The 22669-nt window shown below is 68.3% G+C and carries 19 protein-coding genes and 1 pseudogene; 12 read left to right on the top strand and 8 right to left on the bottom strand.

The annotated features are described in order from the left end of the window. Positions 1–72: 72 nt before the first annotated feature. Genes FCI23_RS10590 through FCI23_RS10610 form a run of 5 tightly spaced genes read right to left on the bottom strand, consistent with a single transcriptional unit; the run spans position 73 to position 1889 of the window. A complete protein-coding gene (locus FCI23_RS10590) occupies positions 73–450 on the bottom strand; it encodes a DUF6907 domain-containing protein (protein ID WP_136723227.1) in 378 nt (125 codons plus the stop codon). Beyond that, the gene (locus tag FCI23_RS10595) at positions 447–770 is read right to left on the bottom strand and encodes a hypothetical protein (RefSeq protein WP_136723228.1); all 324 of its coding nucleotides are present in this window, start codon (positions 768–770) and stop codon (positions 447–449) included. The genes FCI23_RS10590 and FCI23_RS10595 overlap by 4 nt, the downstream gene beginning before the upstream one ends. Next, entirely contained in the window at positions 767–1048 is a 282-nt protein-coding gene (locus FCI23_RS10600) for a hypothetical protein (protein ID WP_136723229.1), read from the bottom strand. Before FCI23_RS10600 ends, FCI23_RS10595 begins: the two co-directional genes overlap by 4 nt. After that, positions 1045–1437 (bottom strand): RNA polymerase sigma factor, encoded by a 393-nt coding sequence (locus FCI23_RS10605; protein ID WP_136723230.1) that lies wholly within the window; start codon positions 1435–1437, stop codon positions 1045–1047. Before FCI23_RS10605 ends, FCI23_RS10600 begins: the two co-directional genes overlap by 4 nt. Next, positions 1437–1889, bottom strand: a complete 453-nt coding sequence (locus tag FCI23_RS10610; protein ID WP_246143618.1) for a hypothetical protein — start codon at positions 1887–1889, stop codon at positions 1437–1439. Before FCI23_RS10610 ends, FCI23_RS10605 begins: the two co-directional genes overlap by 1 nt. 106 nt (positions 1890–1995) lie before the next feature. Here FCI23_RS10610 and FCI23_RS10615 point away from each other — a divergent pair. From FCI23_RS10615 to FCI23_RS10640, 6 genes and pseudogenes are all read left to right on the top strand, one after another. Continuing rightward, positions 1996–2784, top strand: a pseudogene (locus FCI23_RS10615) (ATP-binding protein); the annotation flags it as partial. 41 nt (positions 2785–2825) lie between these two features. After that, positions 2826–4016, top strand: a complete 1191-nt coding sequence (locus FCI23_RS10620; protein ID WP_246143619.1) for a tyrosine-type recombinase/integrase — start codon at positions 2826–2828, stop codon at positions 4014–4016. Between the two features lie 659 nt (positions 4017–4675). Continuing rightward, positions 4676–6628, top strand: a complete 1953-nt coding sequence (locus tag FCI23_RS59415; RefSeq protein WP_246143620.1) for a tyrosine-type recombinase/integrase — start codon at positions 4676–4678, stop codon at positions 6626–6628. Then, positions 6625–7212 (top strand): DUF6262 family protein, encoded by a 588-nt coding sequence (locus FCI23_RS10630; protein WP_246143621.1) that lies wholly within the window; start codon positions 6625–6627, stop codon positions 7210–7212. Before FCI23_RS59415 ends, FCI23_RS10630 begins: the two co-directional genes overlap by 4 nt. Positions 7213–7978: 766 nt before the next feature. Then, the gene (locus tag FCI23_RS10635; protein WP_246143622.1) at positions 7979–9712 is read left to right on the top strand and encodes a serine/threonine-protein kinase; all 1734 of its coding nucleotides are present in this window, start codon (positions 7979–7981) and stop codon (positions 9710–9712) included. An 878-nt stretch (positions 9713–10590) separates the two neighbouring features. After that, entirely contained in the window at positions 10591–11031 is a 441-nt protein-coding gene (locus FCI23_RS10640; protein ID WP_136723232.1) for a DnaB-like helicase N-terminal domain-containing protein, read from the top strand. 389 nt (positions 11032–11420) lie between these two features. Here the strand turns inward: FCI23_RS10640 and FCI23_RS10645 are convergent, their stop codons facing one another. Then, on the bottom strand, positions 11421–11720 hold the full coding sequence (locus tag FCI23_RS10645) for a putative quinol monooxygenase (RefSeq protein ID WP_136723233.1): 300 nt from the start codon (positions 11718–11720) through the stop codon (positions 11421–11423). 312 nt (positions 11721–12032) lie between these two features. Here FCI23_RS10645 and FCI23_RS10650 point away from each other — a divergent pair, with 312 nt between their 5' ends. Next, complete coding sequence (locus tag FCI23_RS10650; RefSeq protein ID WP_136723234.1) at positions 12033–12620, top strand: hemerythrin domain-containing protein; 588 nt, start codon at positions 12033–12035, stop codon at positions 12618–12620. A gap of 33 nt (positions 12621–12653) precedes the next feature. On the opposite strand, the gene FCI23_RS10655 is transcribed toward FCI23_RS10650, so the two are convergent. After that, on the bottom strand, positions 12654–13436 hold the full coding sequence (locus FCI23_RS10655; RefSeq protein ID WP_211265274.1) for a baeRF2 domain-containing protein: 783 nt from the start codon (positions 13434–13436) through the stop codon (positions 12654–12656). Between the two features lie 48 nt (positions 13437–13484). Further along, positions 13485–13769 carry a competence protein CoiA family protein gene (locus tag FCI23_RS10660; RefSeq protein WP_456318828.1) on the bottom strand — a complete coding sequence of 95 codons (285 nt, stop codon included), beginning with the start codon at positions 13767–13769 and terminating at the stop codon, positions 13485–13487. A 222-nt stretch (positions 13770–13991) separates the two neighbouring features. Between FCI23_RS10660 and FCI23_RS10665 the strand changes: the two genes are divergently transcribed. The 5 genes from FCI23_RS10665 to FCI23_RS10685 all read left to right on the top strand — a co-directional run bounded on the left by FCI23_RS10665 (position 13992) and on the right by FCI23_RS10685 (position 21796). Beyond that, entirely contained in the window at positions 13992–14516 is a 525-nt protein-coding gene (locus tag FCI23_RS10665) for a DUF4241 domain-containing protein (protein WP_136723237.1), read from the top strand. A 768-nt stretch (positions 14517–15284) separates the two neighbouring features. Beyond that, positions 15285–16367, top strand: coding sequence for an ADP-ribosylglycohydrolase family protein (locus tag FCI23_RS10670; protein ID WP_322973818.1), 1083 nt, complete (start codon positions 15285–15287; stop codon positions 16365–16367). Between the two features lie 82 nt (positions 16368–16449). Next, a complete protein-coding gene (locus tag FCI23_RS10675; protein ID WP_136723239.1) occupies positions 16450–17058 on the top strand; it encodes a hypothetical protein in 609 nt (202 codons plus the stop codon). Further along, positions 17055–18473 (top strand): hypothetical protein, encoded by a 1419-nt coding sequence (locus FCI23_RS10680; protein ID WP_136723240.1) that lies wholly within the window; start codon positions 17055–17057, stop codon positions 18471–18473. The genes FCI23_RS10675 and FCI23_RS10680 overlap by 4 nt, the downstream gene beginning before the upstream one ends. A gap of 338 nt (positions 18474–18811) precedes the next feature. Next, a complete protein-coding gene (locus FCI23_RS10685; protein ID WP_136723241.1) occupies positions 18812–21796 on the top strand; it encodes an ATP-binding protein in 2985 nt (994 codons plus the stop codon). Positions 21797–22669 lie beyond the last annotated feature (873 nt).

Consider the following 22669-nt stretch of genomic DNA (forward strand, 5'->3'; position numbering starts at 1 on the left):
TCTTGCCGTCGCTGGTCGTCTCGGTACGGCCGCCTGCACCGCCGCAGGACTGGCAGGGACGGGGCTGGTTGCTCATGACCGCCCCCCGTTCTCGACGTCGAGCCGGAGGGCGGCGAGGCGGGGGGCGAAGGTCCGCACGTAGCGGGCGGCTTCCTCGAGCGCGGTGGCGGTCTCCTCGAGCTGCTCGAGGCTGTCGGGGTACATGACGAGGTCGACCTCGACGCTCAGGTACGGGCGGGTGTAGTCGGCGTCGCCGAACTCGTACTTGCCGACGCTGGTGGTGACGTGGGCGTCGCCGATCGACGTGGGCACCCTGTACCGCTGGTCCTCGCCGCTGTGGGCGATGTCCGCGGTAGCGGTGTCGTCGGTGTGCTCGATGGTGCACCAGGTCGGGTCGGTGAACGTCATGTCGCCGACGTCGGTGCGGATGGTGATGCGGCGGGCGGTCACTGGGGCTCACCGCCCTCGGCCTGCTCGGGCCAGAGCATGGCGGTCAGGGCCTGCTCGAACGCGTCGAGACGCTGGAGACTGCCACGCGCCGCGTGAATCTCCGTTCGGGCGGCACGGGCCAGGCTGAGGAACTGCTCGTCATGCTCCGCGGCGAGCCGCACGGGCCGCGGCTGGCCCTCGACGACGGTGAGCAGCTGCTCGACAACGCCGCGCAGCTTGCGGACGTCGGCGACGGCTTCGAGGGCGTTCATGTACGGCACGCCCTCGGTCACGTCCAGCGCGCGGCGGGCGGCCTCGATAGCCGCGAGACGGGTGCTCATGCCTGGCCCCCGTCCTGGCCGTCGGACTGCCCGGGGACCCAGACGGTGTAGGTGACGGGCGATTCGCTGGTCCACCGCGCCAGGTGGGCGGCGGAGTCGGCGATGTCGTGGCCCTTGTCGAGGACGCCGTCGAGGATGATGCAGGCGCGGCCGGCCCGGTCGGTCAAGAGCTTGTGGTGGGCTGCCTCGTCCTTGTCGTCCCAGTGCGACAGCGGCAGGTCGAGGGCCTCGACGACGGCGGCGAGCAGGGCGATCACGTCGGGGGTGAGGTCGCTCATCGGCCACCGCCGAGGCGGGCGGTACGGAAGCCGGTGGCGGCCGGGGTGTAGTAGCCGCCGGCGGTCTCCAGGTCGCGGTTGGCGTACTGCCAGTCGCCGGTGTCGGCGGGGATCTCGCGGGTGTTGCTGGCCTTGCGGTAGTGGTCGGCCACGGTGCGGCGGGCGATGGTCGCCATCCAGCTGAACAGCCGGCCGTCGGTGGTGGCGTTGCACTTGTGGAGGGACAGCCACACCTGGACGAACGTCTCGGCGGTGAGGTCGTCGGCGAGGTCGCGGTCGCCGTTGAAGACCCGGCTGCGGACCACTTCGGCGATGCGGGCCTGGTGGGTGGCGTAGATGCTGGCGAAGCGCTCGTTCAGCGCCTGCGCCGGGGTGGGGAGGTTGCGCATCAGGCCACCTCCGCCAGGACCAGGGCCTCGACGCGCTCGACCTTGAGGGACGGGCTGCAGGGGCGCATCGGGACCTTGCCGAGGCCATTCGCCTTGAAGATGCGGGTGATCTCCGCGAGATCCGGGGTGCTCCGCGACGACGGGGTACGGAAGACCTTCCAGCCGCCGTAGACGCCGGCGGGCAGCTTGTCGAGGACCTTCTTCGCGGCACGCTTGCCGCGGTCTGCCCGGCGGGCCTGGTCGGCGGACCGCTCGAGCTCAGCCGCGGCGGCGGCGATGGTCTCGACGGCCGGCATGTCGTCGGCGGCGTAGACGTCCGTCGGGTCCGGGGCGGTGGCGGGCGCCTGCTCACGGACCAGGGCGGCCGGGGCGACGACCGAGCGGACCGCGCCGGAGACGGCGGAGAAGAGGCGGGATGGACGGCGAGGCGCCAGAAAGGCGAGAATCGGCACAGCCGGACTCCTTCTTATACAAGGACTTCGGTCAGGCCCTGCCTTGGTGATGGAGTCACCTCGGTGGGGCCGCTTGCATGAGAAGCGTCTCAGCTCAAGGACTGCCGTGGCCGTCGCCTGCGCGGTCCTCGCCGCCAACGAGCGCATCGCGCCCAAGGACATCGCCGACATCATGATGATCGGCGAACTCGGTCTCGACGGCCGCGTCCGCCCCGTCCGCGGAGTCCTGCCGGCCGTCCTGGCCGCCGCCGACGCCGGCTACCGGCAGGTCGTCGTCCCCGAACGGACCGCCGCCGAGGCCGCTCTCGTCCCGGGTGTCTCCGTCCTCGGCGTCCGCACCCTGCGCCAGCTCGTCGCCCTGCTCAACGACGAGCTGACCCCCGAGGAGGAAGCCGATCCGGACGACGGAAGGCCCGACTCGATGCGCTCCGGCCTGACCTTCCCCGGTCCCGGTCTCGGCGTCGGCTTCGCCGGTAGCCAAGGCACCGTCCCCGACATGGCGGACGTCGCCGGGCAGGCCTACGCACGGCTTGCCCTGGAAGTCGCGGCTGCAGGCGGACATCACCTCTTCCTCAAAGGTCCCCCCGGCGCGGGCAAGACCATGCTCGCCGAGCGGCTGCCCGGTCTGCTGCCGCCGCTCACCCAGCAGGAAGCACTGGAGGTCACCGCTGTGCACTCGGTCGCGGGAATGCTGCCACACGGCAAACCCATGGTGGACACCCCGCCCTATTGCGCGCCACACCACTCGGCGACAATGCCCTCCCTCGTCGGGGGCGGCAGCGGTCTTCCCCGGCCCGGCGCGGTCTCCCTCGCCCACCGAGGGGTGCTCTTCCTCGATTTAATCGACCTGCAACCAGTGTGTGTGGAACGTGCGTGGGAGCCCGTGTCTGAGGGTCTGCTGCTTCGTTAACCGCTCTGAGTGCCGATGTGCGGCACGTGAGCGAGGGGGTCTCGGTGCAGCTGGGGTTGGTTCTCGGGGATATCCGCGTGCAGGAGGTGGTTCGTGGTGACGGCCGGGTCGAGTACACCGTCCTGCAACCGGGCGGGGAGGTCTTCGAGGCTGCGGATGGCTATCTCAGGTCGTTGACGGCTGGGACCAGCAGGACCTACGCCTACTTGCTGGTCGATTACCTTCGTTGGCTGGTGATGGAGTGCCTCGACTTCTCGACCGCTACGATCGCTGATCTTGAGCGGTACATGGGGGCGGTCGGTGCGGAGTACCCAGGCCCGTTTGGACAGCCGTGGCGCCAGGACAAGGAGCCCTACGGCCAGAGCACCCTGGAGGTGGCGGCGGCCTGCCTGAAGGGCTTCTACCTCTTCCTGGCGAAGCGCGGGGTGGGTATCGAGCTTGCGGAAGCTCTGGACCAGAAGAGGTTGCCGACGACGGTTGATCGGCGGCGGGCCTTCCTGGGACACACCTTGCAGTCGATGCCGGCCAATCCGCTCTCGCCGACCAAGAAGGTTCGTCGCCGCCATCCCAAGATGCTGCCGGACGGCGCGAAGCAGGGCCTGCCGACGACGCTCCGCTGGGCGCGTGACCGGATGATCGTCAGTTGGTTGAGCGACGGGGGCTTCCGGATCGGCGAGCTCTTAGGTCTGCACATGGTTGACCTGCATCTTCGTAAGAACGCCGAGTGCGGGGAGTGCAGGGAGCATCACGTGCACATCTGCCATCGTGAAGGGAACGTGAACCGCTGCCGGGTCAAGGTCAAGGACGCCTGGGAGCTGAAGAACGGCGTCATGCGTGGTGGGACCGTTCGCCGTGTCAGTCCCGGGATGGTCCACACCTACTTCGACTACATGACTACCGAGTACCCGAGCCAGGCCCGTCACGGCATGCTGCTGGTCCAGCTCCAGGGCCCGCGGGCCGGTGAACCGCTCGCCACTGCGGCCGCCCGCGGCATGTTGAGGCGAGCGGGTGTCCGCCTGGACCTGGACAAGGTGCTGCCGAAGGAATTCAGGCACTCCTTCACCTCCGAGGTCCTGGACGCCGCCGACGGCAACGCGATGATCGCCAAAGAGGCAGGCGGCTGGAGGTCTGCGGCGATGGTCGACGAGGTCTACGGCCACGTCGACGTCCACGACCCGATGTTCGTCGCTGCGTTGAAAAGGACGTGGAACCTGTGACGAGCGCCCGGTCCCGCCCCGCGCGCGAGCGCCGCAAGCCAGCCAAGCCACGTCTGAAGTTGCTCAGCCACGACATTCCCGCCCGCGAGTGGCGCGACCGGCTCGAGCTGCTTGGAGCGCTGATCAGTGCACCGAACTTCGATCCCGTTCTGCGGGGTAAAGTTCTGCAGATCCCACGGGACCATCCCCACCTCGGCTGGGGCTGCCAGGTTCCCAAATGCGAGCGCACGCGGAATGAGAGCAGCCTACTCTGCAACCAGCACTACCAGGGCTGGCAGAAGGCGCAGGCGGTCGGCATCGGAAAGCCGGAGTTCCTTCGTGAGGCGGTTCCGATTGCTGCCGCGATGAGGCAGCAGCGGCAGCGGTGTCTGATCTGTCCCGACCGCGGCACCGTTAGGCAGGAGCCGCCCCTTTGCGGAGCGCACTACTACAGATGGGTGGAAGCGGACAGGCCTCCGCTGGAGAGCTGGTGCAGCACGCAGCACCCCGGGGTGAGTTACGGACCCTGCGTGGTGGAGATCTGCGATGAGCCCGCGGCCACGCCCTTGAGCCTGTGCCACAGGCACCACACCCGCTACAGGTACCACCAGCGGCCGGGCGGGGCTCGCCTGCCGAGAGACTGGGCGAGAGTTTACGCGTGCACTGGTCGGACGCCGGCGGTGCAGTTCGACGACGAGGGCGAGTTCCGGCAGTGGTGCAAGAGGACGGGGCCCCTCGTCACAGGCCAGATCAGCCTGGAGGGGCTCCCCGAGCTCGTCGCCGCCGAACTCAGGTGGGGAATCTTCGACCACTACCAGCAGGCCCAGCCCAGCCGCTGGACCGCTGCCTCCGTACAGCGTGCTGTCCGGTCCTGCATGAACCTCGACATCAAATCCCTTGCTGACGTGGAGCACCCGGAGGTGGCCAGCCTGCCATCGAGCCAACGGATGGTCATCCGGGGAACCCGTCGGAGCCTTCGGAAGATCTACTTCACTCAGGAGGACACGAAGGACGCCGGCTTCATCGAGACGGAGCACTTCGGACGCCGCTTCGATAACACATCCAGCTACATCGACCTCACGCCCATTCCGCAGCGATGGCTGCGGGACCTGCTCTGGGATTACATGGCCGCCCAGCTCAGATCGCCGAAGTGCCCGCGCACGCGGGGACCGTTCGACGGGGCACGCCGCTCAGCCTTCCAACTCGGCACCTACTTGGCCGCCGACGCCCCGCAAGCCGAGCAGAGTCCCGAGCACCTGACCCAGAGGCACACCGAGGCGTTCGTGGCAGACATGCACCACCGTGAACGCGAAGGCCTACCCACGCTGGGTCTGTTCCGCGCCACGGGAGAGCCGACCATCGTGACCAGCACCCAGCGCCGGCTCACGTTGACCAGCCTCCACAAGATGCTCTACTGGGCCCTGGAGTCCGGGTATTCGGAGGCCATCGGGCTGCCTCGGGTCTTCATCACCGCCATGCCCACTGGCGGAAAAGACCCCAAGATCTCCCGGAACCCGTTCACCGATGACGTCGCCCGAGCTTTGGCCGACGAGCACAACCTTCAGCAGTTCGTAGCCCTGTTCGATGCCGCCGACTACGGTCTTCGCGACATCTGGGAGACCCTTGTCGTCACTGGTCGCCGCTGCAAGGAGGTCATCAATCTCCGCCTGGACTGCATCGGCCGCTACGGCGGCTTTCCGTTTCTCTGGCACGATCAGACCAAAGTCGGGAATCTCAACGACGGGGTCCGCATCCCGGACTACCTCTTCGAACGGCTGGAACAGAGAAAGACCAAGACACTCAAGCGGTTCGAGGAGATCCACGGGCGCGTGCCGACCCGTGACGAGCGTCCCAAGCTCGCTCTGTTCCCCTCGCCGCTCTGCAACGCCAACCGCAGGAAGGCGCTGTCCTACGGACACTTCCAGATGTCCTTCTCCGCCTGGGTCGACATCCTCGACCTCGGGGCTGTCGTTGCCCACCAGGCCCGGCACACGATGGCCACCAAACTCCTTCGCCACGGCGCTTCACTCGCCCACATCCGGCGCTACCTCGGCCAGGTTTCCGACCGCATGGCCGAGCACTACGCGAAGGTCGCCAACTCGGACCTGGAAGACGTCCTCCAGGCAGTCTGGGTGGCCGGCCCAGGCTCGGCGTCCCCAGGCGAGCTGCTGTCCGGCAACCGGCCCCTCACCCAACACGATGCGATGGCCCTGGCGCTTGACCTCAGCCGCCGCAGCACCCCGGCAGAAGGCGGTCTCTGCACCTTCCAGCCCGTCGTCGAAGGCGGCGTCTGCCCCTGGAACCTGGACTGCGAGAACTGCGACAAGTTCGTCCTGTCCGGGGCCGACCTCGTCTACTGGCGCCGCAAGCAGCAGCAGTGGCGGTCCATCGCCGAGCGGGCACCCGACGACGCCACCGCGGACTACTTGCACAAGGTCTTCGAGCCGACCGCCCGCGCGATCGACGGCCTGGAGCGAGCACTTGCCGGCATGGGCCTGCTGGAGGAGGCACTCACGCTCGACCTGCGACGTCCTCAGGACTACTTCGAACGAGTCTGGAGCACGGCCTTCCGCGCTGCCGACCTGGCCAGACTCGCCGACGAGCCGGTTGACGACCTGACTGGAGCATCGTGACCACGGCGCCCGGCCAGACCACCGCGGCGATCGCCGCCCGCCGCCGAGCCGCCGAGCTCATGACCGGCCGAGTCCGCGAAGTGCTCACGCGAATGCGGCGCGAACGTGCGAGGATCACCTTCGCCGCAGTCTCACGCCGGGCGGATGTCTCTCGCACGTTCCTCTACCAGAACGAGGGCGCCAGGCGACTCGTCGAGGAGGCTGCCGCCGAGGCCGCAGGGCAGTTCACCGCGGATCAGTCGGCCAGGGCCGCTCAGCTCGAACTATCCTGGCGTGAACGCGCTCTCAACGCAGAGGATTTGGCGAAGTCCGCAGGTGAGGAGATTCGCGCGCAGCGTCGCCAGATTGCCACGTTGCTAGGGCGTGTTCGTGACCTGGAGGGCAACCTCCCTGCCGACGCCGTTCAAAGACTCGTCAGCGAAAACACCACCCTGAAAGTCCAACTGCGTCAGCAGACACAGGACAACCGAGCCCTCGAAGACCGTCTCAAGGGGGCGCGAGACAACAACCGCTTCCTCGACAAGCGGATCACCGACCTCGAAGTCGAGATCCTCCGATTCCGCCAGGACGAGGGCGAACGATGATCGTCTGAAGACTCTTGAGTCCTGCTGATGTGTTCGACGCCTTTGTTCCCTTCACTGAATGCCGGGCCAATGCACCCACATCAGCCAGCCAACGCATTCAGAGTCCATGTCGCGGCAATGCCCTGCGGCCACTATGCAGAACGTCGTACCAAAGCCGGTAGGCGGCCGGGACGCGCCCGGGTAACGTTGTGGCGTCATGCCGCAACGGCACGACTACAGGCCCCCGGCTTCCGACACGCAGTCGTGCCTGGATTACTCGCTCGCAGGGGGCCCCGCCCGCGGCCCGACTCGGGCAAGCGCTGTTTTGGCTGTGCTCCCCGACCTCGGTGGTCCTCAGGCCACCGGCATGGCTGCATCCTCGCTCTTGGGCTGGCGTGTGCACTCGGAGATCATGCGGGACGCCTGCGGGCCTAAGCCCGCTCCATCCCGGACGCGGTCGTCGTCGACGACGCGGCCAGGCTCGGTCCCGTCGCTAGGCCCCGGACTGTTGCTGCACGAGGTTAACCACGACTGTCGCCGGATCACGCTGTCGCACGCTGCCCACACCTCGCCCATGCCGCCCTGGCCGAGCCTGACCGGGTCGCAACCCTGGACATCGACGACACCGCCTACCTCGTGGGTCTGCGTCAGCGGGTGCGGAAGGCCCTGGCGGCGTCCCCTCACGCCGAGGAACTGGGCACCATCGTTGGGGAACTCCTGGACCAGTAGGTACGTGCCGTTAGCATCGTAGCGTGCGGGACCAGTGTGGGGGCACGTGCTTGTGGGGGTGGGCGAATTGGCCGGGCGGACACTTGCGAGCCGGTACGAGCTGGGCAGGCTGCTCGGCCGAGGCGGCATGGGCGAGGTGTGGGCCGCGCACGACACCGTGATCCGGCGGCAGGTCGCGATCAAGCTCTTGCAGCGTCAATCCAGTGATGACGTCGAGCTGTTCTTCCGCGAGGCCCGCACCGCCGGCGGCCTGAACCACCCCGGCGTGGTCACCGTCCACGACCTCGGCCAGGACACCGACGGCACCCTCTACCTGGTCATGGAACTGCTCGCCGGACGTGACCTGTCCGCCATCCTGGGCCAGGACGGCCCACCCACCATCGCCGACGCCGTCGACTGGACCGCGCAGACCGCCGACGCCCTGGCCGCAGCCCACGCCGCCGGGGTCATCCACCGCGACCTCAAACCCGCCAACCTCATGCTCACCCCCGTCGGCGCCGTCAAGGTCCTCGACTTCGGCATCGCCCGCTATGCCTCCACCGTCACCCAGGCCAGCCGCATCAGCGGCACCTTCGCCTACATGCCGCCCGAGCGCTTCCTCGGCAAGGTCGGTGACGGCCGCGGCGACCTGTACTCCCTCGGCTGCCTGCTCTACCAACTTCTCACCGGCGCCGTCCCGTTCGGCGACGTCGAACCCGCCGCGCTCATGTGCGCGCACCTGCAGCGCGACCCCGAACCGCCCAGCACCCGGCGCCCCGGTGTCCCCGCCGCCCTCGACCGGCTCGTCCTGGACCTGCTCGCCAAAGACCCCGACGACCGCCCCGCCACTGCAGTCCAGGTCCGCGACCGGCTCCGCGCCCTTACCACCGCACAACCCGCACATCACTCTGAGGTGCAGCCTCCCCAGCCCTGGTGCTTCCTCACCGGCGACAAGGTCTGCTCCTCGCCGGCGGTGGCCGACGGCACCGTCTACATCGGCAGCTGGGACCACAAGGTCTATGCCCTGGACGCCGCCACCGGCACCCAGAAATGGGCTCACACCACCGACGGCTTGGTCGACTCCTCGCCGGCGGTGGCCGACGGCACCGTCTACATCGGCAGCTACGACGGCAAGGTCTATGCCCTGGACGCCGGCACCGGCACCCAGAAATGGGCTCACACCACCGGCGACGGGGTCGGCTCCTCGCCGGCGGTGGCCGACGGCACCGTCTACATCGGCAGCTACGACGGCAAGGTCTATGCCCTGGACGCCGCCACCGGCACCGAGAAATGGACCCACACCACCGGCGGCCCGGTCGCCTCGCCGGCGGTGGCCGACGGCACCGTCTACATCGGCAGCCGCGACCACAAGGTGTACGCCCTGGACGCCGCCACCGGCACCAAGAAGTGGACCCACACCACCGGCGACTGGGTCCTCTCCTCGCCGGCGGTGGCCGACGGCACCGTCTACATCGGCAACCGCGACGGCAAGGTGTACGCCCTGGACGCCGCCACCGGCACCGAGAAATGGACCCACACCACCGACGGCTTGGTCGAGTCCTCGCCGGCGGTGGCCGACGGCACCGTTTACGTCGGCAGTTGGGACGGCAAGGTCTATGCCCTGGACGCCGCCACCGGCACCGAGAAATGGGCTCACACCACCGGCGAGGTCCTCTCCTCGCCCGCGGTGGCCGACGGCACCGTCTACATCGGCAGCTACGACGGCAAGGTCTATGCCCTGGACGCCGCCACCGGCGTAGGCCCGGCCGACTGCCTCCGCCTGGACTCAACAGGGTGGAATACCTCACCCTAATTCGGAAACTCAGTCCCCCAGTCCCTGTCTCTGACGGAGACTGCTTACTGACCTGCAGTTTTGTTCAGGGAGTGAAGGGGTGCAGCTTTAGTCCCTGCTTGGCTGCGGTGGCGGGCTGCTGGCGTCTTTCGCTTCGCCGCGCTCGCTTGGGTGCTGCCGCTCCATCGTTAGTAGAGGTGTGCTGCTGCTAGAGCCCCTGATAGCCAGCCCCTCCGGGGCAGGGGTGTCCGGCGACGGGATCGAGTCCTCGCCCGCGGTGGCCGACGGCACCGTCTGCTCTGGAGAGCGACGAGACCCACAGGGTGGTTAGTGGCCCATTCGGCTCCACCGACCGCCCTGCTGGCGGGTGCAGCAAAAGACCCCCGCATCAAAGATGCGGGGGTGGGGCCTCGAACCATTGCTGGTTGGGCCCGGACGGGCAAGCCCGTCGGGATGGCACTTGCATGCACAACCGCTCCACACTTTACGGCACGCCTCTGCAGCACCTGGACTCGGCCGATGCCGCATCCCAGGATGCGGCCAACCGGCACCAGCGGAGTAGACGACCGGGATCCGCATGCCTCGGCCCCTCCGCTCCATCGTGGTGGTGCCGATCCGCCACGATCATGAGCTGCGGTGACTCCGGTAGGCAAAGGAACTCTTCTTGGCATCAGCCGTAGCGTCGCAACCCGCCGCTCAACTTGCACCTCGCTGAGAATGGAGAGGAACGAACTGCTGTGCGGCGCCTGAGGGTAGAGCGAGCTAGAGACTGGAGGGACTGACCTGCAGATCTGCCGAGTCCCATGCCCCCTCGCCAGGACGGAGCCTCGCTCTGACAGGATCGGTCGCATTCTCACAGACAGGGCCTGGTAGCCCTCCTAACCCCTCGGGAGACCTTCATGGCCAAGACCCTGGTCGGCGCCCCGGAGCCGCAGGAGCCCCGGCGCCCACAGTCCAGTGATCCTCACGCGGAACGCACAGCCCTGGGCGCCATGCTCATGCATCCAGCGGTCTCGGCGCACTTCGCCACCATCCTGGAGGCCGGCGACTTCGCCGAGCCCGCCCACCAGGACCTCTTCTCCGCCGTCGTCGCCCTCCGCGACCGCGGGCAACGCACCGCCCCGGCCACCGCGATGGAGGAACTACACCGCCGGCACAGCCCGCTCGGCGCCGAGACGGTCCACGCGATTACCTCTCACGCGCCCGTGGAAGCCGTTGCCCTCTACTATGCAGCGATCGTTCGCGACCTGGCCGCCCTGCGCCGCAAGCCCAGCAGCGCCACCCCGGAGGGCATGGCGCCCATGCCGCTGCGCGGATTCCTCGTCGACGAGGATGACTGACCCGGCGCCTCCACCCCGGCGCTGAGCGCCTCGGTTCCCCCTGCCCTGACGGATACGCGAACTGGGGCAACACCTGCGGGGCACCGCTGGTCCCTCCGTGGGCACCGCCCAGCCGGCGATGCCCGGCCATCCCGCCTCGGTTCCCCCTGGCTGACACGACGCACCGGCTGGTCGAGTACGACCGGCGGCACCGCCGGATGAGGGCGGGGTCCGCAAACAGGCGTGCGCATCGGAGGCTCGGCGGCTCAGCGGGACTTCCTGTCCCTCACACCCCGGTGTACAGCTGCCGCCAGCGGGCACGTGGCTGACAGTGATGAGTCTCCGGGGTCCATCGGGACAACGCGTAGACCTCACCTGCGGAGCCCCTGACTGACGGCACGCATCTGCGGTTAGATACCGAGACCGCCCACGACGTGCGTCTCCTGACGGGTGAACTCACCCGTCAGCAGCGGCATGACCTTGCCGATGGCAGCCTTCGCTTCGGGCAACTGCAACGATGCATCGTGATGCTCCTTGCTCTCCCACACCTCGCTCACCCACACGGTGTCCTCGTCGGTGGCCGATTCGGTCACGACATAGAGATCACATCCCGCATTGCGTAGACCGTCCGCGCCGGCGACCAGTACTGCGACCACCTCCGTTCGGTGACCGGGTTTGACTTTCATCGAACCGATGTAGCCGTAGCGCATGACACTCCTCTTGATCACGAACGAGATCCGCACGCGAGCCTAGTGCTGTGGCCGCGAACGTTTGCCGGGTTGTGCGGCCTGCGGACGCTTGTCCTCAATCGCCGGACGGGCTCATTTTCTGAGCGCCCCCGGCTACGGCTGGGTGGGTGTCCCCCTGCCGAAGGCGGGGGCTTGCCCCCAGTCGGCGGTTGTGGGGGGGCACCTCCCAGCGGTAGCCGGGGAAGGGACCGGCACCGGACGGACCCGGTGAACCCATGTGGTCACAGCACCAGGTGACGCCCAACAGACCCTGAAACGAGGAGGGATGTCGTGATGAGTACAGCCGACGCCGAACGCAGGCAGGCAGCGCAGTTGCCGGAAGGCGACGTGGTCGGGATCCTGCTGGAGCAGCACGCCCGGATCCAGGACCTCTTCAGCGACGTGAAGAGCGCGAAGTCCGAGCACAAGCAGCAGGCGTTCGACGAGTTGAGGGCCCTGCTCGCGGTGCACGAGACGGCGGAGGAGATGATCGTGCGCCCGGTCGCTCAGGACACCGTCGGGAAGGAGGAGGCCGAGGCCCGCAATCGTGAGGAGAAAGAAGCGAACAAGGTGCTCGCCAAGCTGGAGAAGATGAATGCCGGCAGCGCCGAGTTCGACACTCTCTTGGCGGAGTTCGAGCCGGCCGTTCTCGACCACGCCCGGCATGAGGAGCAGGAGGAGTTTCCTTCCGTGCACGCAGGGCGGAGCGAGCAGGAGCTCAAGCGCATGGGCACGATGCTGCGGATGGCCGAGAAGATCGCCCCCACGCATCCGCACCCGGCAGTGGCGGGCTCGCCGATGGCCCAGTGGAGCGTGGGACCCTTCGCGTCCCTGGTGGACCGGACACGGGACACGATCAACGCCGCCATGCGCAGCAGGTGATCGGGGAGCTGATCGCGGGCGCTCAGGTCTGCATCAGGTCTGCGTACCGGCCTCGGAGAAGCGCAGCAGCACACCCAGCCCGTCCTGCATCTCCAGCCGCTCCGTGGGTACGACAATCAGCTCGGCACCCGTGCCCGCGGCCGCGCGGATCAGCGCGGCATCGACGGGCTCCGCCCATGAGTCCTCGACGCCGAAGGATTGCAGCTCCGCAGCCGAGAAGCCGATCTGCTGGGGCGCGGCGCCGACCCACAACTGCACGGGAAGGTCGACCGGGGGGTTGACCAGTAGTGCCTGCGCTTGACCGCGTCCCAGTGCGGCAACCACCGCGATCATGCCTTCCACACTGCTCCTGTCGCTGGCCCGCTGCTTCAGGAACCTGTCCAGGCGGACCTGGTCGCGGGCGGCCAGGCGCCCGCGGAACAGTTCTTCGAGTCCGTCCTCCAGCAGAGCCCGCTCTGCCCCGGGCTCCCGGGCGTCGGCTTCGACGCCGATGACCCGCTCCCGCAGCCGCTTGGGCAACGCATGAACGAGGACGCCACGGGCCCAGATGTCGCCGGTGAGCACCACGACGTCCGCGCCGCCGTGATCGGCGAGTCTCGCCAGTTTGTCGGCGAGCTGGACTGCGCCCTTACTCCAGCTGTCGGTGGGTTCGCTCCACCGTGCGCGCTCGTCCGCTGCCACCTTGCTGATGGGCCATCGTCCGATCTGGAGGTCCAGCTCCAGGCCCTCCGCGACAGCGCCGTCCGCGCCGTCCTGCGCAGGCTCGACACGGCGCACGGCCACGGCCGCGTAGGGGATGTCAGGCGCGTGCTGCATAGCGAGCGGCATCGCGTCGGGCAGGATGGCGATGGCGTCCGGCAGCCGTTAAGTCACTGGCATTTCGCCTAGCCAGGGGATGCGGCTGCGGTCGCTGAACCAGCATGAACGGATCCCGTAAGCGGCCATCCGTTCCGTACGGGCGGTGATGTCGTAGGCGGTGAGGGCCGCTAACTGCGCCTCCAGGGCGACGTGGAGGCCGTCCGTGCGTGCGGAGGCGAGGACGTCGGCCCGCCAGGCGCCGCCCGGGCCGCTCACCTCCAGCTCGGCCGTCCACCCCGCCTCACGGGCCGCCGCAGCGAGCTCCAGTTTTCCGAACGGCGGCGCGTCCAGAAGGACGGTGACGAGCCACTTTGCGTCGCGGACGTCTGCGCGACGTCGTGTTTGGCCCCGGTGCTGGCCCCCTCGGCGAGGTCCTGTGTAGGTCCGGGCCTAGAGTGTCCGCCGCCACTCACTCTGATCGCTGGGATCCAAGATGACGCAGGTCGATGCCCCCGCCCTCGACACGATATTCACTGACGGTGCCACCATCGAGACGGGAGCGGGGTCTTCCGCATGGCAGTGGAGGACCTCGGCAAGCTCGATCTGCCGAGCGGACATCTGTATGCCTGCGATCCGTTCGTAGCCCTCGACCGAGAGAGCGCGGCCGCCTACTCCGCGAGCGTGCCAGCGGGCAGCTATCCGGTCCAGGTCGCGCGGGTCCGGCAGGAGGGGGCGTCGGGCTCGCGGGTGGTAGCCGTGAAGCTGGTGATCTGGGATGAGCCAGCATTCACCTGGGAGGTCGATGACGATCAGCCCGGCTATGGGGTAGATGCCGGTGCAGGCTGCTTCATTGACCTGGAGTCAGTGCCGGTCTTCGAACGGCTTCACCAGGCTGGAGCCGACAGCCCGGTCCGGGCGGCATTCCGTCGGACCGACGACGAGGCAGTCGCCACGATCCTGGCTGACGCCGCCAGCGGACACGCGATGGCGATCTTCAGTTCCGGCGTGGGAGACGGCTACTACCCGACCTGGATCGGCCGCGCCGTCTCTGGACACGTCGTGTGCTTCGTCACCCAATTTATGAACCCCGAGGCCTAACGCAATACCTCACCACCCCTGCTCGGACACTGGGCGGAGTGCGAGGATCTGCGTCTCGAGGTCGAGCACGAGAGAGGAGACCCAGAGTGCAGATCGCCGGCTGCGACCTATATCTCAATCACGGGATCTTGGGCGTAGGGTCCACGGATTGGCTTCCCCGAACTCTCGATCTCGGAAGGGTGCGTATCCTTGATTTTTCCGACCGCATGAGTCTCGGGAGAGGCTGTGACCTGGGATTGAACATAGCGAACATGTTCAGGATGTTGGGTCTCAGACTCGCCGGATCACCCGATCGTGCATCCGGATGGCGCGCCTGCACCTCCACTACGAGCGCCACCAGCCCGCGGGAGGGGGCGGCCCCTACCCGGCGGTGCCGTCCCCACCTCCATCCACTCAGGCGCCCGACGGGCGCACATGTGGCTTGAGGGCACGATGAGGATCTCAGGGGCCCACGCGAACACCGACTCTGCGTCGTGCGCCCGCGGTCCGCTCGACGCCCCACGGTGTAGCTGCCAGGAGCTGGGGACGTCACCGGCTCGACAGCCGCCCGCGACAGATAGGCGTCGCCGCAGGCCCCTGGGCTTGAGCGACTGCCTTCGAGCGGCCGGGCGCTAAAGCGGCCCGTCCTGGGTGCTGCTCCGTCTCGATGCGAGGTGGCAGGATTCTCGGCGACGGGGTGCGGGTATGTGGGAGGGCTAATCGATGACGAGCAGATCCTGGGAAGACCGAGCGTTCCTGGCATTCCAGCGGTCTCGAATACGGGGCTGCATGCTTGGTGGAGCGCTGGGGGACGGGATGGGAAACCCCGAGGGGTGGTTCCAGTCCTTTCGGGCGGGTGTCACGGAGCCGGATGCCGATGCGGAAGGCGTGGTCGCCCAGGTCACCGATGCCACTCAGATGACGCTGTTCACCGCCGAAGGACTGATCCGGGCCCGAGTCCGCGCCATCGTCAAGGAGGTCGACGCCGGTCAGGAGACCTTCTTCATCCACGATGCGTACCTGCGGTGGCTTGAGACGCAGGAGTACAGCGGCCCGCCGTCCGCTCGGGGGTCCTCCGACATGGACACAGCGCAGCACGATCGGGTTCGGTCCGGATGGCTGAGGCAGCAGACATGGCTGTACGCCCGACGCTCCCCTGGAAAGGCCTCCCTGTCCGGACTGAGGCACGACTTCATCCCTCATCCCGACACTGAGCTTGACGGCAGCCCGGGCCGCGTGAACCCAGAGTCGAAGGGCTGCGGCACCGTGATGCGCTCAGCCCCGTTCGGGCTGACCGGCTTTGACCCGGAGCGGACCTTCAGAGTGGCGGCGAATAGCGCCAAGATCACGCACGGCCACCCCACCGGTTACTACGCCGCCGGCACGTTCGCAACCATCATCGCCTACATCCTGGAAGGCTGCCCCATTGAACGTGCGACCCACCATGCGATGTGGCACCTCGCCCAGCACCGCGGACACGAAGAGACGACCACAGCGCTACGAGCGGCCGTCGACCTAGCCGCCGAAGGCCGCCCGACCATTGAGAAGGTGGAATCCCTCGGCGCCGGCTGGGTGGCAGAGGAAGCCCTCGCCATCGCGTTGTACTGCGCTCTCGCAGGGGGTTCAGTCAGAGAGGCGCTGCAGCTCGCGGCCAACCATTCTGGCAACGGCGACTCCACCGGAGCGGTGTGCGGCAACCTTCTCGGCGCGTACCACGGCGATGTGGGTCTGCCCACCGACTGGCTCGCCGTAGTCGAGGGCCGGGGCGTCATCAGCGAACTCGCGGACGACTTCGACACGCGCTTCCACTCGGACGAGGACACTCGCCGCCTGTGGATGGGGCCGTCTCTGCAACGCTACGAGGTGCCGTAGGCGCCAGTCTGTGTCTTCCGATCGAACCTGAATTTGACCGTGAATGCTCGGACGACCTGTGCCGCGCATTACGCTGGTCGCTGTGGCAGTGGGGGAGGATGCTCACCTCAAGGGGTTCTCAGGCGCCCGACGGGCGAAGATGTGGCTTGAGGGCACGATGAGGATCTCAGGGGCCTACGCGAACACCGACTCGGCGTCGTGCGCCCGCCGATTGACTTTGGCCTGGCCGCACGGCGGCCAGACGTTCTCCTTCGACCTGGGCGGCGCGATGCGAGGCGCGCCATACCGCGGGGACATGTTCTGCGCCGAGGTGAAGAACTACCAGCACGCCAGCGACCAGGGCACGCAGTTCGACGAGTTTGTCGCCAAGTGTTATATCGCTTGTCAGACGGGCCACCTTCTGAGTGACCACCTCATGTGGATCACTTGGGCCCCTTTCCGGGCTAACAGTTGGGCGCAGTTGGACTCTCCCAAGCACGTGGAGTCGGCGGTACTTCAGCACAGAGACCGCGTCTTCGGAACTGATGACATGGCTGTCGCCCGGTCCCGGATGGCTCCTGAGGTTGTCGAGATGGTCGCCGACCGGCTGTGGCTGATCGTCTTGTCAGAGAAGCAGGAGACGCTTGTCCCCCTGAAGGACTGGGAAGCCATCGTGGCTGCCGAGCTGATCCGCAAGGGAGAGCAGTGGTGAACCAGGCGTCGCAGGCGATCATGGCAGCGCTGGACGATCCGGACCCCCGGCGTCCCTTCACACTGGTGAAGGACCTCATCGGGCGCCAGTTGCGGCGGATGGACCCCCGTGCCGAGGTCATTCCAACCGGCTTCTTCAACCACACCTATGCCCCCGACATGGTGATCCGCTGGCCCCAGGTGGCCCGGACTCCGGACCGCTACGTCTACCTCAGGACGACGGCGAACCCGGCCGAGCTCCATGAGGACATCACCCGGCTCCAGTCCAAAGACCGCCCGATGATCCTCTCGCTGGGCGAGATCGAAGCCTCTGCCTCCGAACTCCAGCCCGCAGCCACCGAGCACCAAGCCCTGCTCTTGGACACGCCGGCCTTCGGTGAGCTGCTCCCGACGCAGGACACCCCCAGCATCCCGCGGCTCATCTCCAGCTCGGTAATCGAGGGAGGACGCGGCGCGTTTGACGGCCCCTCCACCGCACGGTTCACAAACACGGTGGCCACCGGCGTGGCAGCGGCCCGCGAGGGTTCCGCAGGGCTGACGCGCACCGCTCTGGACGCAGTCGCCGCACAGATGGTCCCCGAGGTCGCCGACCGCATGACGGCCTTCATGGCCGCCCTTTGGCAGGGCGGAGGCGCCACCCTGGCCTCCTTCCCCGGCACCCTGCGCGGTTCCGGCCAGCTGGACGAGTCCACCCTCGCCTACCTCCTCAGCGCCGAAGAGATCCCCGACACCAACTTCTGGGACAGGCTCCTGCGCCTGATCAGCCTGCCGCTTCTCCTACGTACGCCGGTCCGCGACCCCGACAACCTGCAGCACCTGATGCGTCCCGCCGTGCGGCACTGGCAAAGCCACGCATGCAAGATCGTCCCTGGAGCACCTCCCCACGCACCAATCGGACCGTGGCGCTGGGCCGTGGATTCGGGCCACCTGGTCCTGCAGACACCGCGCTTCCGCACCTACGTAGCCCAGACCCGCAAGGACCTCGAGGCGGCCGAGACCTACGACGAACCCGGCCTCGATGACGTACGCAACCGGGCTGACCGCTTCTCCACACCCCTGACATCGATCAGGATGCTCGTCACCAACCGCCGCATCGGCTACGACGGCCGCGGCGACAACGTTGTACACGACGCGCAACTCGACGGGATCAGCGAGGCACTCGGCCAAGCGGAGACTGTCATCGAAGTCGACGCGCCAACCCGCTCGGGCGCCGTCCTCCGTTGCAGCTTCACTCATCACCTCGCTAGCGCCCGCGGCGCCCGCAGCCAGGTGCCGCTCGATGAGCTCATCGGTACCGCCGCTCGGCTTCTCTACGACCTCACCGACCACGAAGCCGACCAACTCGCTGGGCTGCTCGGTCCACAAGGGCAACCAGTAAGCGCGCCCTGGAACCAGCCTCCGCTGTTCGAACCCTAGAACTGTGGCCGGGGAAGGCGCGCCGGGGTGGCTGGAGGCTGCCAATCCCCCTGTACGAGGCGCCGGAATCCCAGCTCCGACCCAGGGGACAACTGACCGACCGGTAGATGGGGCGATCGGACATGACGCCCCGACCGTCGTACGCCAACCTGCGGGAACGAACTCGGGCCTGGGGCGCGCCCTGGTTTCGTGGTGCAGTCGCCGGTGTTTCGCATGCGCTCGGTGAGCTCACCGGCCCAGGCGCCAATGACGTCTGCCGCGCCCTGAACCACCGTCATACTGCTGGTGGGTGTGGCGTCGAATGCGCCGCGGCGGCAGGACGGGCAGAAGGTGGAGGCATGTCAGGGTCGGGTCGTGAGCGTCTGTCGCGCGGCGAGCTGATACGGCAGCGTGCGCGGGCGCAGTTCGTGGGCAGGCGGGCGCAGTTGTCGCTGTTCGCGGAGAACCTGGCGAGGGATCCGCTGTCGGAGGGGGATCCGGCGGAGTTCCTGTTCCATGTGCGCGGGGTGGGCGGGGTGGGGAAATCCACGTTGCTGAGGCAGTGGCGGGAGGCGGCCCAGCGGGCGGGTGCGGTGTCCGCGGTGGTGGATGAGAACGATGTCCACGGCGTACCACAGGCTCTGTCGGAGCTGGCCCGGCAGCTAGCTGAGGAGGCGGGCCCGCTCAAGGGGTTCGACCGGGCAGCCGAGCAGTTCCGCCGGGAGCAGGAGGTGGCCGCCGAGCCGGTACCGGCGGACGGCGCCGGTGCGGCCGAGGGCGGTGCGTCGTTGTCGAGCCGGTTGGTGACGCAGGCCACGCTGGGGGCGGTGTCGCTGATTCCCGGGGCCGGGGTGGTGACCGCGATGGCGAACCCGGAGGCCGCGGCGCAGGGGCTGGACCGGCTGCGGGCCGGTGCCGGGGCCCGGGGGCGCCGGGGGCGCGGAGGTGACGCGGCCGGGGTGAGCCGGGCGTTCGTCGCTGAGCTGGACCGATTGTGCGGGCAGTACCGGTGGGTGGTGCTGTTCTTGGACACCTGGGAGCACACCGGCCGCTATCTGGACGGGTGGTTGCGGGATCTGCTGCAGGACACGTTCGGGCCGCTGCCGGCCAACGTGATGGTGGTGCTGGCCGGACGTGACGAGCTCGCGGAGCGGGAATGGGCACCGCTGCGGGCCCTGGTGGCGGACGTACCTCTGGAGGTGTTCACCGAGGCCGAGACGCGGGCGCTGCTGGCCGCACGCGGGGTGACCGAGCCGGGGGCGGTGGAGGCGGTACTGCAGCTGTCAATGGGGCTGCCACTGCTCGTGGAACTCTGCGCGCTGGCCCGGCCCACGACCGCCGGGGACGTGGACCAGGGCGGGGACGCCGTGGACGCGGCGGTCGAGCGTTTCGTGCAGTGGATCACCGACCCGCGGCAGCGGGAAACGGTGCTGGCGTGCGCGCTGGCGCCGCAGCTGAACGAAGACGTGTTCACCGCCGCCGCACCACAGGAGGCACAGGGCTTGTGGGGATGGCTGTGCGGGCAGCCGTTCGTCAGCGGCCACGGCGACTTCAAGCAGTATCACGCAGTGGTGCGCGCAAGCATGGTGCGCCGCCAGCGCACCCATTCGCCCCAGCGCTGGACCACGGCGCACCTCCGGCTCGCCGACGCCCACGCCGCCTGGCGAACCGACGCCGAGCAGGGCCTTCCCGAAGCGAAGCAGTGGGGCGATCCCCTGTGGCGCCGGCACCGCCTGACCGAGACCTACCACCGGCTGTGCGCACACCCCGCAGCCAGCCTTGAAGCAGCACTGGAGCAGACCGCTCATGCCGCCGGACGGGACACGGCGGTCCTGCGGCAATGGACCGACACCTTAGAACAAGCAGCCCGCGACACCGCCGACCTCACTCTCCTCCCCTGGGCCGACCGCCTCCAGAACGCCGCCGCCGACAGCGATCCAGCCCTCGCATCCCTCACCGCCCTGCTGACCCACGGCCATCTGACCCCCGCCACCCGGGCCTGGGTCCACACCTACCGCGGCCGGCGCCTCTTCCTCGCCGACCGCGACGAGGAAGCCCTCGCCGAACTTGACCGCGCCATCGCCGCCGACCCTCACAACCACCGCGCCTGGGCCTACCGCGGCGACGTCCACTGCTGGAACGGCCGCACCGATCAGGCAGTTACCGACCTGACCGCCGCCCTCGCCCTCGACCCCACGTACGCCTGGGCCCTCGGCTCCCGGGGGGATGCTCACCGGCAGGCGGGCCGCTACGACGACGCCATCACCGACCTGACCGCCGCCCTCGACCTCGACCCCACGTACGCCTGGGCCCTCGGCTACCGAGGGGATGCTCACTCGCAGGCGGGCCGCTACGACGACGCCATCACCGACCTGACCGCCGCCCTCGACCTCGACCCCACCCTCGCCTGGGCCCTCGGCCGCCGAGGGGATGCTCACCGGCAGGCGGGCCGCTACGACGACGCCATCACCGACCTGACCGCCGCCCTCGACTTCGACCCCACCCTCGCTTGGGCCCTCGGCTCCCGGGGGGAGGCTCACTCGCAGGCGGGCCGCTACGACGACGCCATCACCGACCTGACCGCCGCCCTCGACCTCGACCCCACGTACGCCTGGGCCCTCGGCTCCCGGGGGGAGGCTCACCGGCAGGCGGGCCGCTACGACGACGCCATCACCGACTTCACCGCCGCCCTCGACCTCGACCCCACGTACGCCTGGGTCCTCGGCTCCCGGGGGGAGGCTCACCGGCAGGCGGGCCGCTACGACGACGCCATCACCGACTTCACCGCCGCCCTCGACCTCGACCCCACGTACGCCTGGGCCCTCGGCTCCCGGGGGGAGGCTCACCGGCAGGCGGGCCGCTACGACGACGCCATCACCGACTTCACCGCCGCCCTCAACCTCGACCCCACCCTCGCCTGGGTCCTCCGCTCCCGAGGGGTCGCCCACCGGGAGGGCGGCCGCTACCTACTTGCGCGGGAGGACTTTGAGCGGGCTTCCGCATTAAAACCTGGGGATCCTGGCCTGCCGTTCGAGAAGTTGCTGCTGGACACGGTGACGTCGGGGCCCGCGGCATGCGTGGAGCAGTGGACCGAGCTGCTCATTTCCCCGGTGGAAACACCGAATGGGGATGCGACCAGGTTCTTCGGCCTGTTCCGGGTGCTGCTCCTCGAACCTGAAAACAACGTGGCGGAGGCAACCGAGGTGTTCCTCTCAGCAGGCCCGAACCGCGACGCTGTCACCGACCTGCGCCACTACCTGGCTGAGCTCTCCACTGTGGGTGGCGAACTGGCGGACCGCGCGCGGCAGTGCCAGCAGCTCATCGCGGAGCATGCCCCAGAATGAGCGGCCTGGGTGTGCTGCTTCCGTTGCAGAGCGCCGCGCAATACGGGGTGTCCTTACGAGTCGGTCCGGGGATCCCCGGACCCCAGAGCTCGTTTCCACAGGTCGGCGTACGACGGTCGGGGCCTCACGTCCGATCGCCCTACCTACCGGTCAGTCAGTTGTCCCCTGGTGTCCGAGCTGCGATTCCGGGGCCTATCCGTCAGTGTCCTTGCTCGCCTCATCGAGTTGCCAAGTGTCCAGATAAGCGTTGACCGTGGTGCGCGAACGGCCACAATCGGGCGACCGCCTCATCTCGGACCTCGGAGCCCTCGACCTTCGTGTCGCGCGAGGCGGATTACCGCCGCCGGGCCAAGCTCCACCAAGCAGGGCGGCCGCGTCGCCTACCCGTTAACTGTTTCTCCTTCTCAGGCTCCCAGTCCGCGAGGAGTTCCGGGAGAGATTGGGACGTAATTCTCCATTTCGGTCCCTCCAGTCCCTCCAGTCCCTTCTCGCTCAGCTGGGTGCGCCCTGACCTGCGGAAACGTTCAGGGACTGAAGTGTCCGTTCGCAGGTGTTCGATAGTTGAGCGAACCGCGCTGAGCTGCGCTGATCAGGTCCACGGAGAATCGCGGCCCTGACGAAGCCCAATTGATCTGCAATCTCTCGTGCTGCTCGCCGTGGCGATGATGCTCCCGGTGCCGGTGAGCACGACATCACCGCAGCTCAACGCTTCTTCCTACTCAGATCCGCCGAGAACGGCGAGGTCGAGATGCAGGATCACGTACGGCTTCCGGGTCGGGTTGGGGCAGGGACTGAGGCTGCGCCGCTTCAGTCCCTGACGAAACCGCAGGTCAAAGCTGAGTGCCCTGCAATGGCAGGGACTGGAGGGACTGA

It is taken from the genome of Actinacidiphila oryziradicis (assembly GCF_005047355.1).
In the GTDB taxonomy this organism is placed as follows: domain Bacteria; phylum Actinomycetota; class Actinomycetes; order Streptomycetales; family Streptomycetaceae; genus Actinacidiphila; species Actinacidiphila oryziradicis.